The sequence below is a fragment of the Chryseobacterium sp. CH25 genome, from assembly GCF_004119455.1.
GTDB lineage: Bacteria > Bacteroidota > Bacteroidia > Flavobacteriales > Weeksellaceae > Chryseobacterium.
In genome coordinates, this window is sequence record NZ_NRQT01000001.1 from 640,127 (window position 1) to 652,396 (window position 12,270).

The window sequence follows — 12,270 nt, forward strand, 5'->3', positions numbered from 1 at the left end:
AACAGCAATTACTTATTCCGGTTTCCCGTTTTCTTGTCTTCCCATTAATTCTTATATTGGGGAAATTTTAATAATAAACTAAAAACACCAATGGAAAAAACTCAGACTGGCTTGGGCATTTACTACGATCATACAAAACTTCAGGACAAATACTTTTTCGGTGGATTCTTCAACCTTGCACAAAACAATATAGATAACGTTATTAAAGCGTTTATAATAAAATTCTTCCCGGAAAGAAAAGATAAAGACATAAACATAGCTCAGTTTCTAGATATATGTTTTAAACAGAACGATGCAGATTCAGATTTCCAGAAAAAAATCAAGTTTCTAAAAATACATTTTCCTGTAATAGGCTTTTTAACCTCTGATAATGATAAAGCAGGTTTCAAAAGAAAATTTGTTTTACTTCTAAAGGCCATTTCTGAACTAAGAAACTTCTACACTCATTATTATCATCAGCCAGTAGAATTTCCTTCCGAATTGTTTGAACTACTTGATGATATTTTTGTAAAAACCACTAGTGAAATCAAGAAGCTCAAAAAAAGGATGATAAGACGCAGCAACTTCTTAATAAAAATCTTTCGGAAGAATACGACATCAGATACCAACAACAGATTGAAAGATTAAAAGAACTTAAGGCACAAGGGAAAAGAGTATCACTTACAGATGAAACAGCTATCAGAAATGGGGTTTTCAACGCCGCTTTCAATCATCTAATTTATAGAGACGGAGAAAACGTTAAACCTTCACGCGTTTATCAAACTTCCTATTCTGAACCAGATCCTACAGAAAATGGCATACCTCTCTCGCAAAGTAGCATTTTGTTTTTACTAAGTATGTTTCTGGAAAGAAAAGAAACTGAAGATTTAAAAAGCAGAGTAAAAGGCTTTAAAGCAAAAATTATAAAACAAGGAGAAGAACAAATAAGTGGTTTGAAATTTATGGCGACCCATTGGGTTTTCTCTTATCTATGTTTTAAAGGCATAAAACAAAAGCTTTCTACAGAGTTTCATGAAGAAACTTTACTTATACAAATCATTGATGAGCTAAGTAAGGTTCCGGATGAAGTCTATTCTGCTTTTGATTCAAAAACAAAAGAAAAATTTGTAGAGGACATTAATGAATACATGAAAGAAGGAAATGCAGATCTCAGTCTTGAAGATTCTAAGGTTATTCATCCTGTCATCAGAAAACGGTATGAAAATAAGTTTAATTACTTTGCTATAAGATTTTTAGATGAATATTTGAGTTCTACTTCACTGAAATTTCAGGTTCATGTTGGAAATTATGTTCATGACAGAAGGGTAAAAAATATAAACGGAACAGGCTTCCAGACAGAAAGAGTTGTAAAAGACAGAGTAAAAGTTTTTGGCAGACTTTCAATGATAAGTAATCTTAAAGCAGATTATATAAAAGAACAATTAGAACTACCAAACGATAGTAATGGATGGGAAATTTTTCCAAATCCATCTTATATATTTATAGACAACAATGTTCCAATACATATTTTGGCTGACGAAACTACAAAAAAAGGGATTGAACTTTTCAAAGATAAAAGGCGAAAAGAACAGCCGGAAGAATTGCAAAAAAGAAAAGGAAAATTAAGTAAGTATAATATTGTAAGTATGATTTCCAAAGAGGCAAAAGGTAAAGATAAACTCAGAATAGATGAGCCTCTTGCCTTATTATCTCTTAACGAAATCCCTGCACTACTCTATCAAATACTTGAGAAAGGCGCCACACCGAAAGATATAGAGCTGATTATAAAAAATAAACTAACAGAAAGATTTGAAAAAATAAAAAATTATGACCCTGAAACTCCTGCTCCGGCCTCACAAATAAGCAAAAGACTAAGAAACAACACTACTGCAAAAGGGCAGGAAACCTTAAATGCAGAAAAACTTTCTCTTTTAATAGAAAGAGAGATTGAAGACACTGAAACTAAGCTAAGTTCTATTGAAGAAAAACGACTGAAAGCTAAAAAGGAACAGAGAAGAAATTTACCTCAGACGTCTATTTTTTCTAATAGTGACCTTGGCCGTATAGCCGCATGGCTGGCTGATGATATTAAGCGTTTTATGCCTGCAGAGCAAAGAAAAAACTGGAAAGGCTACCAGCATAGTCAGTTACAACAATCTCTTGCCTATTTTGAAAAAAGACCACAAGAAGCATTTCTTCTTCTGAAAGAAGGATGGGATACCTCAGATGGAAGTTCCTATTGGAACAATTGGGTTATGAATAGTTTTTCAGAAAACAACCGCTTTGAGAAGTTTTATGAAAATTATCTAATGAAACGAGTTAAATATTTTTCTGAACTGGCTGAAAATATAAAACAACATACTCATAACACTAAGTTTCTTCGCAAATTTATAAAACAGCAAATGCCCGCAGATCTGTTTCCGAAAAGGCATTATATATTAAAAGATTTAGAAACAGAAAAAATAAAGTTTTATCTAAACCACTAGTTTTCTCTAGAGGTTTGTTTGATAGCAACCCTACATTTATAAAAGGGGTAAAAGTAACTGAGAACCCTGAGCTTTTTGCTGAATGGTATAGCTACGGGTATAAAACGGAACATACCTTCCAACATTTCTATGGCTGGGAAAGAGATTATAATGAGCTTTTGGATAATGAACTGCAAAAAGGCAACAGTTTTGCAAAGAATAGTATACATTATAGCAGAGAAAGCCAGCTAGACCTTATAAAACTAAAACAGGATCTGAAAATAAAAAAAATAAAAATACAAGATCTGTTTCTGAAAAGGATTGCAGAAAAACTATTTGAAAATGTGTTTAACTATACAACAACACTTTCACTTGATGAGTTTTATATGACACAGGAAGAAAGAGCAGAAAAAGAAAGAATTGCTCTTGCACAAAGCCAGAGAGAAGAAGGTGACAAAAGCTCAAACATTATAAAAGACAACTTTATTTGGAGCAAAACAATAGCATTTGAAAGCCAACAAATCTACGAACTCGCTATTAAACTTAAAGACTTAGGAAAATTTAATCGCTTTTTGCTTGACCATAAGGTTTTAACGCTATTATCTTATGACCAAAATAAGATCTGGAATAAAGAACAATTGGAAAGAGAACTTTCTATAGGTGAAAATTCCTATGAAGTAATCCGAAGAGAAAAGCTTTTTAAAGAAATTCAGAATCTGGAGTTGCAGACCCTATCCAACTGGTCTTGGGACGGGATAAACCACCCTAGAGAATTTGAGATGGAAGACCAAAAGAATGCCCGGCACCCTAACTTCAAAATGTATTTAGTGAACGGTATTTTAAGAAAAAACACTAATTTCTATAAGGAAGGCGAAGATTTTTGGCTTGAAAGCCTTAAGGAAAATGACTTTAAAACGCTTCCTTCTGAAATACTTGAAACAAAATCTGAAATGGTACAGCTTCTTTTTCTGGTCATAATGATTAGAAACCAGTTTGCTCATAACCAATTGCCGAAAGTACAGCTTTACAATTTCATCAGGAAAAACTATCCGGAAATACAAAATAATACTGCAGCAGAACTATATCTGAACTTGATAAAATTAGCTGTTCAAAAACTAAAAGAAAATAGCTAGTTTATTATTTTAATGCTCTTTGAAATTAATGTATAAGTTTGATAAAAATTCACTTTAGAATCACAATAAACAGTCAGAATAGGTGTATCTCAGCTTTAAGGGCACTAACAACTTCTTCATGATTGTGTACAGTTTGTATTGCTTTGGGACGTATCACAGCTTGAAGGATACTAACAACGCCAGTTTTTAAAGGTCCACGTTACGACACGTTGGGACGTATCACAGTTTGAAGGGTACTAACAACAGTAATTTTGATGCGTTCATTTTTCGTAAAGTTGGGACATATCACAGTTTGAAGGATACTCACAACGCTTTCTGATTAACCAATTAGCATTCATTGATTGGGACGTATCACAGTTTGATGGATATTTACACCCCCGTATATCATATGTTAGTTCTTCTAGTGGTTGGTACGTATCACAATTTGAGGGGTACTAAAAACCGAAAAAACCATTTACTGTATTAATACCAGGTTGAAACGCACCACAGTTTGAAGGGTACTAACAACGTTGATCTCTTTCTTCAGTTCCGATTAGCAGTTGGAACGTACCACAATTTGAAGGGTATTAACAACTATAAATATCTATGAAATCATTTACCGAATGTTGGGACCTATCATAATTTGAAGGGTAGTCACAATAAACCAATCAAAAGCTTGTTGCCAAAGTGGGTTGGGATGTATCACAGTTTGAAGGGTACTAAGAACTTTTGGCCTTGCAGACCTTAGCCCGGTGAGGTTGGTATGTATCACAAATTGAAGGATACTCACAACTCGTTTTTCAAAGCGCCCATGATTGATTTGGTTGGGACGTATCACAGTTTGAAGGATACTAACAACCGCGAAATAAAACAGATCCGAGGATAAGTTGTTGAGACGTATCACAATTTGAAGGGTACTCACAACATACGCAGCCTGGATTTCTAGCCTCTCATCGTTGAGACGTATCACAATTTGAAGGGTACTCACAACTCAATAGAGTTACTGGATTGATTATTGCCAGTTGGGACGTATCACTGTTTGATGGATATTACAATTTAATATGGTAGAGGTTGTAAAATTTTGAGTTGGGACGTATCACAATTTGAAGAGTACTAACAACTAAAAAAATAGCGGTAAGACTCAAGAAATAGTTTTCTCCTATTACCGCTATTTTTTCTATATTTGTAAAAACACACCTACCCATTATGGAAAAGCTAAAAAGCATAAGAAAGCAGAGAGGTTATACACAGCAACAGATTGCTGATATTCTTGCAACCGATGTCTCCAATTACAGCAGAAAAGAAAACGGAGAAGTTAAAATATATGATGAGGAGTGGGAAAAAATAGCGAAAGCATTAGACGTTTCGGTTGATGATATTAAGGAGGAAAGAAATGCTCAGAATAATCAGAACACTACCCTGAACGATAGCGCAAGCTTTAATGATAATGCAAGTATAAACTATAATCAATATTGCAATATTCCAAATTATCTATTAGAAAATCAGCAGGAATATATTAATCTTTTGAAGGAACAAATTGAGATTCTAAAGGCTGAAAATGCTAAATTTAAAAAGAAATAATCTTTACAAAAACATACGGAAACGGCTGCCAAATGGCAGCCGTTCTTCGTTTACTGTAACTCAGAAAGCCACTACCCTTTTCCATAACTCCCTCTCACCACTTCCATAAGTGTCTGAAGGCAGTTCATAACCCCCGATACCCCCTTACCCAAGGGGGTAAAACCACTTCCACAAGGGGCATTATCCACTTCTGAAATGGCCGAAGACAGTATAGAAACTGCCTTAAGAGGCTTTAGTAAGTATGTAGAGACCGTTCAGTAAGTGCCATTAACCTCTTCGTGAACAACCAGAGATGGTTTAAAAATACCTATAACGATTTAGAATTAAAGCATAAGAAGTTTTCTACTCTGTTTTAAGAATACCTTATATTTGCAGCATTCATCAATTAATGATGGATGGTATTAAAAACAATAACTACATTATCAATGTTCAATCAATCATTCAAAAAATCAGTGCTTGTTGCGTCTGCATTTCTTTATTCTGTTACTGCATTTGCACAAAAATCACCCATCAATATACTGCCATCCGGCCATATTATTGTACAGGCTGAAGTAGAAGGCAAAAAAGGGAATTTTATTTTTGATACCGGCGGCGGTGTCAATCTTTTCCTGGGCAACTTCTCCAAAGGTCTTAGCCAGAAGGAATCTTACAACTTCCTTACCGCTTTCCGAGCTACAGGTGAACAGATGACTGTACCCATGTCCAAATCAAAAGAGATTGTTTTTAACGGTAAAACATTTAAAGACACCTGGTATGCCACTCACAATATGGAAATCAAGGGAATAGATGGACTTATCTCCCTACCCATGCTTTATGACACAGAATTCATTATAGACTATACCACCAAAGAAATTGTATTTCCAAAAGAAAAATTAACAGGAAAGAAGGTTGTCAATATCCAATTGTCTACGAATGCAGACCAGTCTCTGGACATCACCACTTATATTAACGTAAACGATATCAGGATTAATGTTCTTCTGGATTCAGGAGCTGGAAATGATTCTTTCTGGCTAAGTGACCGCCTTATGGGTACTTTAGGAATTAAAAAGGAAGGTCTTCAGCTTATGGAAAAGAAAAGCGAGTTCAATCCTGCCATTACCAATAAGTTCTATAAAGGAAGTGTAAACTCTGTTTCCAATTCTTTTTCAAAAGTTGAGAAACCTAATGTATTTTTTGTTGAAGGATTAATCTACGAAGGCAAAACAAGCATTAACTGGCTGGGTAAGAAACTGGGCTTTAATCTTAAGGAAAAGAAAATCTATATTCTGGATTAGTGATTTTTCAATATACATAAAAACAAAACCTGTCTCTAAGCAAGACAGGTTTTTACTTTGCCGGAAATCGGAAGGAATTTATATTTTCACATCAATATAATTAATCCAGACTTGCTCCCGGTCCTGAGTATTTAAAAAATTCTCAAGTAAGTATTCATGGTTATAGTTTATTTTTCTGTTGAAATAGAGTTTTCCGTTAACATATACTTTTACCTTCTCATTCAGATTCACCACTTCAGGCGAAATATTAATTGAAAAGGATTTAATATCAGAGGTTTCAACCCGGAAAACATTATTATTATATTCCGCTTTTATTTTACCGGATTTCCTCGGAAAATCAAATGCATATTTATCTACGTTCTGCTCCTTTAAGCTATCATGATCATCGTAAGCCAGCCACTTATTGATTTTAAAATTCAGCTCTTTCTTTCCGGCAATTTTCCGGTTTATTGTATCTAACTTTATATTGGAAATCCAGTCTATATTTCCATATCTTTCATCATCGAATTCCCATGATATTTCCTTTGGGAATGGATTTCTTTTTCGCGCATTCAGATCTTTAAAAATAATCTGGTAGGCTGGTTCAGATTCATCAAACTGGGGAAACCAGTGTGGAAATCCATTATAACGGTATTCCTGATAATCAGCCTGTATTCCCTTCATCATTTTTGAAAAATCATCATTTGCGTTTGGCGGATAATAATAATCCTTATCCGTTGAAAAGTTGATAAACGAACGGTTTTTAATATTCTCTACAAATGTTCCTCCGGTAAAAACTTTAGGATAGGTATTCAATCCATAAAAGCCTGCAAACTGTGTAGGTTGCTTCATCAGATAAGAAAAAGAACCTGTTGCCCCGTTAGAATGTCCTGCTATAAAAACCTTGTTATCATCAATATTAATCGTCTTTTTAACCTGTTTAAGCATTTCCGGAATCATAAAAAAACCGTCATCAGACAACATCCAGTTATACTTTTTGCTGGCCCTCGGAAAAACCATAATCACATCATTCCGGTCAGCATATTTTGTATAATACCTGTTCCAGCCACCTAAATTCCAATCAGCCAGCTGATAGTCTGCCAGTTCATTATTCCTTACCGCCCCATGAAGAAAAAACATCAGCGTATATTTCTTTTGCGGATTATAACTAGCAGGAAAATGAATAAAAAATGAAGTGTTAACAGAATCATTTATTTTGAATACAATAGAATAATCTCTATCCTTTTTCGGCTGATAAGGATTCAAATTTCTGATCTCTCTGTATAACATCTCAGGATCCTTAATTTCCTTCAGCCTATTTTTATGAACCTGATAAAACTCCTTTTCCTTCTCTTTTAATTCATTATAAAACTGCGCTTTATATTGTACTGCTTCTTTCTTCAATACATTCCATCTTGGATCTGACAGCAAATTTCTGTACTCCTTTTCAGCATCCTCTTCAAGAATATAATTCCAGCCGGGAAAACTGTAGCCGCTTCCTTTTGCTGAGGAAAGTGACATAAGATATTGAAATGCTTTATCATTATTTTTCAGTTTTGAAGCCAGAATAGATGCATTATACAATCCATCACTATCAATATTCTGAGGAAAAGCCCTGAATGCCTTTTCATATAGTTCAAGTGCTTTTCCATAACCAGCATCATCTTTAGCAACTTCCATTATTTCCGATGCCTTTTCAGTGATTGTAGAATAATTTTCCTGTGCTTCTGCAAAAAAACCAAAAAGGATCAAAAACATCATTAACCCATATCTCATTAGTACCATTTATGAGACAAAAATAGCAACAGGAAATTAGAAAAAATTGTAAAAATGGAACATTATGGTTGAAGAAAGCAAATGCCAGAAAAGCGTGTCTTCCTCTCCTAATATAGTTCCTTTAGAGAAAAAAGATTTTGGAGAATTCTCTGTGAAGTTCTTGTAAGTTTTATTGAAATGAGACTGGTCATTAAAATTAAACTCGTGGGCGAGCTCTGTAAAGTTACGGTCAGGATTTTCAAAAAGTTTCTTGTTGATGGTTTGCCTGAAAAGAACAATTTCGTTGAACTTTTTAACAGACACTCCCAAATGAGCCTGGAAAAGCCGGTTTATGTGCTGTCGGCTGACACCAATTTCCCTAGAAATATCTGCCACTGAAAAGTTTTCGTAATGGTTGAAAATATAATCAATAGACTTCTCAAGAATTATATTTTCAAATTTCCTGAACCTTTTCTCAAGACATTTGTCCAGTATATCAGTATGAACTTCAGTGTCTGTTGTTGAAAAAACTTCGCTTAATTCCTGCTGAGTAAAAAACTCATAATCTGTAATATAATCCGTAAAATCTAAGTTTTCATAAAACTGCTGAATTCCCAAAGGGTGAAACACCACTACAATTCTATAAACTTTCCCGGTTTGTTTCACATGGAGAACTTTTTCCCGGATAGGTGTAAAAATTTGACATGGTGGAGCGGTTTCATCATAAATCACCTCTTTAGTTTCTAAGCGGATATGAGATTTATAAAGTGAAATGGAGTTGTTAAAGTGCGGAAAACATTGAAACTCATTAATGATATTATCATTTTTAATGTCCAGATAATAATAGTCAACATACTTGCTGACAATGGAGTTTTGAGGCTTGAATGTTTTAAAAATTTCCTGCATCTTTTTACACCTGTGTTTTCATAGAATATAGCTTACCATCAAATATACGGAATGCTTTATTACTTCACAACAGTTTGAAATCCGGAAAAACAAAAAACTGCTTCACACAGAAACAGTTTTTATCTTTTATCATTCAGCGGGATACCTACTCTCCTGCCGGCTCAAATAATTCAATTTTATTGCCTTCAGGATCCATGATATGAACAAACTTGCCATATTCATAGGTTGCAATCTCATCCAGAACCGTAATACCTTCCTTTTTTAATTCTTCTACCAATGCTTCAATATTATCCACATGGTAATTAATCATAAAATCCTTTTCTGAAGGCTCAAAATATTGAGTAGACTCTTTAAATGGACTCCATAATGTATATCCTTTTTTATCAGAATCTGCCTCTCTCCAGTCAAATTTGGCTCCATAAGGACTGGTTTCTACACCAAGATGGGTTTTATACCAATCATTTACCTGTTCCGGATCTTTACATTTAAAGAAAATACCTCCAATGGCGGTTACTTTTTTCATGCCTTTTGTTTTAGTAAGTTGTATTTTAAATCATTTTGAAACTTGACAAATATATTAATGTTTTTATTATAATATCCTAATTGAATTAAAGTATTCATAAAGTTATATTATTGGAAAACGCAAAGGCGCAAAGGTTTTATCTCCGATAAAATTGTATATGGATACAATATGCTTTTATAATCTCAACAAATGCACAAATGCTTTTTATTTAAGTGTATTGTCATTCCGTAGGAATCTCAACATCTCTATTGAAATAGAAGGATCTAGATTCCTACGGAATGACAAACTGCATGTGGAATTTTAATTATATAAAAGGTCTGATTCAGTTCATGATACAAAAACATTCGTGCATCCATAGCTAAAAATCTAAAAACACTTCATTGTTAATCATAAAAAAAGCGCACCCATTGGGTACGCTCTGTATCATTGAAAGCTAAATAATTAGTGTAATTCAGCTAAGTATTTTTCTGCATCCATTGCAGCCATACATCCGCTTCCTGCAGCTGTAATAGCCTGTCTGTAGATATGGTCCTGAACATCTCCTGCAGCAAAAACTCCCGGAAGATTTGTTCTTGAAGAACCTTTTTCTGTTACAATATATCCGTTTTCATCAAGATCTACCTGACCTACAAAGATATCTGTATTAGGTTTGTGACCAATAGCAATGAAGATTCCTTCAACATCTACCGTAGATTTTTCCTGAGTCTGGTTATTGATAATTACCGCTCTTTCTACTAAGCTGTTTTCTCCTTCAATTCCAATAAGCTCATGGTGGAATTTCACTTCAATATTCGGAGTGTTTTCTACTCTGTGTACCATCGCTTTTGAAGCTCTGAAAACGTCTTTTCTAACTAATAAAGTTACTTTTCTGCATAATTTAGCAAGGTAAGTAGCTTCTTCGGCAGCTGTATCTCCTGCTCCTACTACTACAACATCTTTTCCTCTGTAGAAAAACCCGTCACATGTAGCACAAGCAGAAACCCCTCCACCTGCATATTTTTTCTCATCTTCAAGACCTAAATATTTTGCGGTAGCTCCTGTAGATATAATTACTGACTTTGCTAAAATCTCTTTGTTTCCAGCATACAATTTGTGAACACCACCAACTTCTTTTGAGAATTCAGCTTTAGTGATCATTTCGTAATGTACTTTGGTTTCAAATCTTTCTGCCTGCTTTTGCAGATCCATCATCATTTCAGGACCTGTAATCCCTGCTGGATACCCTGGAAAGTTATCAACCTCAGTAGTTGTAGTTAATTGTCCGCCCGGCTCCAAACCTGTATACAATTCAGGTTTTAAGTCTGCTCTTGCTGCATAAATAGCAGCTGTGAAACCAGAAGGCCCAGATCCAACGATCACACAATCTAAAATGTTTTGCTCCATAATTTATTTGTTCGAAAAAAGATGTAATTAAATTAAGACTGCTAATTTCGTAATTTTTGTCGTCTTTTTAAAGTTATTTTAATGATAGTTGTCAATAAGAGATATGCGGATTGTCAATGAGGATACGAGATGCGGGTTTCGGGATACAGGGGAGCGAGATGTTAGATTCAGGGTGTGAAGTTTAAAGGTGATTATTTGTCTTAAATTCTCCATTTATTTTATTCTTCTACTTTAAAACCCTAAAACTATCCTACTCTCAAACCATAAAATCAAACCTTCATTTTAATCTTATCCACATTTATAATTTTATACACCAATTCCTTAATAAGCTCTGCATCTCCCATATTCACAGCACCTAATCCTTTTCCTTTCATATCAAATTCTCTCAGAATAGAAATGACTCTTGTGGCATGCTTTAAAGGATATAATCTTGCACTTTCAGCATAGTCTTTTACAAAATAAGGATTCACTCCCATTTGAGAAGCAATGGTTTGTGGCGGCTGTCCTGCCATTGTCTGATAAATAATCACGTTAGAGAAATAGTTGTAAAGGCTTGCCAGCATCATTACAAAAGGATTATTCTTCGGATTTTTACCCATAAAATGAGCAATTTTAAATGCTGCATTAGCATTTTTTGTTCCCAATGCCTTCTGAAGTTCAAAAATATTGTATTCTTTGCTGATTCCGATATGGTTTTCAACAATGGTTCCGTCCAGTACTTCTCCTTCTTTAAGGATGATCTTCAGTTTATTCAGTTCATTGGCAATTCTTGAAAGATCATTTCCAAGATATTCCGCTAAAAGATGGGAAATATTGGGAGCTGTTTTAATTTTCAGCTTTACACATTCATCGGAAATCCATTTTGGAAGGTTACTTTCTTTTACAGATTCACTCAGGAAAAGGGCATTGGCATTGGCCAGAGCTTTAGCTGCTTTTTTTCTACTGTCCAGTTTTTTATGTTTGTGAGCAAAAACCAGTACTGTAGAAGGAACAGGATTTTCAACGTAAGCGTCTAAAATTCTGTTTTCCTCTTCATTAAATTTAAGATCCTGAGCCTCTTTTACAATAATTACCTGTTTATCCCCCATCATTGGAAACTGTCTTGCCAGAGAAAGTACTTCCTGGTAAGAAGTATCTTTTCCGTACGTAACAGTTTGGTTGAAGGCTTTTTCATCCTCTTCCAAAAAGTTGTGCTCAAGGGCTTTTACGGCAACATCAATAAAGTAGGCTTCTTCTCCGTGGAAAAAATAAATAGGTAAAACTTCTTTATTTTTAATATTTTTGAGGATTAAATCTAATTCTTTCATCTTATT

The 12,270-nt window shown here is 34.4% G+C and carries 8 protein-coding genes and 1 pseudogene; 4 read left to right on the top strand and 5 right to left on the bottom strand.

Annotation, left to right across the window (positions count from 1 at the left end; translation table 11 throughout):
* The first annotated feature begins 90 nt into the window (after window positions 1–90).
* The 4 genes and pseudogenes from BOQ64_RS02830 (at window position 91) to BOQ64_RS02850 (ending at window position 6,411) form a co-directional block, all read left to right on the top strand.
* Entirely contained in the window at window positions 91–627 is a 537-nt protein-coding gene (locus tag BOQ64_RS02830; RefSeq protein WP_129056213.1) for a hypothetical protein, read from the top strand.
* Window positions 597–3,577: pseudogene (gene cas13b, locus BOQ64_RS23620) on the top strand (type VI-B CRISPR-associated RNA-guided ribonuclease Cas13b). The gene BOQ64_RS02830 and the pseudogene cas13b overlap by 31 nt, the downstream one beginning before the upstream one ends.
* Before the next feature lie 1,185 nt (window positions 3,578–4,762).
* A complete protein-coding gene (locus BOQ64_RS02845) occupies window positions 4,763–5,137 on the top strand; it encodes a helix-turn-helix domain-containing protein (RefSeq protein WP_129056207.1) in 375 nt (124 codons plus the stop codon).
* Between the two features lie 425 nt (window positions 5,138–5,562).
* The gene (locus BOQ64_RS02850) at window positions 5,563–6,411 is read left to right on the top strand and encodes a hypothetical protein (protein ID WP_228448110.1); all 849 of its coding nucleotides are present in this window, start codon (window positions 5,563–5,565) and stop codon (window positions 6,409–6,411) included.
* 78 nt (window positions 6,412–6,489) lie between these two features.
* Here BOQ64_RS02850 and BOQ64_RS02855 read toward each other — a convergent pair whose 3' ends face one another.
* From BOQ64_RS02855 to holA, 5 genes are all read right to left on the bottom strand, one after another.
* Complete coding sequence (locus BOQ64_RS02855; protein ID WP_129056203.1) at window positions 6,490–8,166, bottom strand: hypothetical protein; 1,677 nt, start codon at window positions 8,164–8,166, stop codon at window positions 6,490–6,492.
* Between the two features lie 36 nt (window positions 8,167–8,202).
* Window positions 8,203–9,051 carry a helix-turn-helix domain-containing protein gene (locus tag BOQ64_RS02860; protein WP_129056201.1) on the bottom strand — a complete coding sequence of 283 codons (849 nt, stop codon included), beginning with the start codon at window positions 9,049–9,051 and terminating at the stop codon, window positions 8,203–8,205.
* Between the two features lie 145 nt (window positions 9,052–9,196).
* Complete coding sequence (locus BOQ64_RS02865; protein WP_129056199.1) at window positions 9,197–9,574, bottom strand: VOC family protein; 378 nt, start codon at window positions 9,572–9,574, stop codon at window positions 9,197–9,199.
* A 441-nt stretch (window positions 9,575–10,015) separates the two neighbouring features.
* Entirely contained in the window at window positions 10,016–10,957 is a 942-nt protein-coding gene (trxB, locus tag BOQ64_RS02870; protein ID WP_129056197.1) for a thioredoxin-disulfide reductase, read from the bottom strand.
* 269 nt (window positions 10,958–11,226) lie between these two features.
* Window positions 11,227–12,264, bottom strand: coding sequence for a DNA polymerase III subunit delta (gene holA, locus BOQ64_RS02875; RefSeq protein WP_129056195.1), 1,038 nt, complete (start codon window positions 12,262–12,264; stop codon window positions 11,227–11,229).
* Window positions 12,265–12,270 lie beyond the last annotated feature (6 nt).

Coding starts and splice junctions, on each gene's coding strand:
- BOQ64_RS02830 (WP_129056213.1), top strand. CDS start 91: ATGGAAAAAACTCAGACTGGCTTGGGCATTTACTACGATCATACAAAA.
- BOQ64_RS02845 (WP_129056207.1), top strand. CDS start 4,763: ATGGAAAAGCTAAAAAGCATAAGAAAGCAGAGAGGTTATACACAGCAA.
- BOQ64_RS02850 (WP_228448110.1), top strand. CDS start 5,563: ATGTTCAATCAATCATTCAAAAAATCAGTGCTTGTTGCGTCTGCATTT.
- BOQ64_RS02855 (WP_129056203.1), bottom strand. CDS start 8,166: ATGAGATATGGGTTAATGATGTTTTTGATCCTTTTTGGTTTTTTTGCA.
- BOQ64_RS02860 (WP_129056201.1), bottom strand. CDS start 9,051: ATGCAGGAAATTTTTAAAACATTCAAGCCTCAAAACTCCATTGTCAGC.
- BOQ64_RS02865 (WP_129056199.1), bottom strand. CDS start 9,574: ATGAAAAAAGTAACCGCCATTGGAGGTATTTTCTTTAAATGTAAAGAT.
- trxB (WP_129056197.1), bottom strand. CDS start 10,957: ATGGAGCAAAACATTTTAGATTGTGTGATCGTTGGATCTGGGCCTTCT.
- holA (WP_129056195.1), bottom strand. CDS start 12,264: ATGAAAGAATTAGATTTAATCCTCAAAAATATTAAAAATAAAGAAGTT.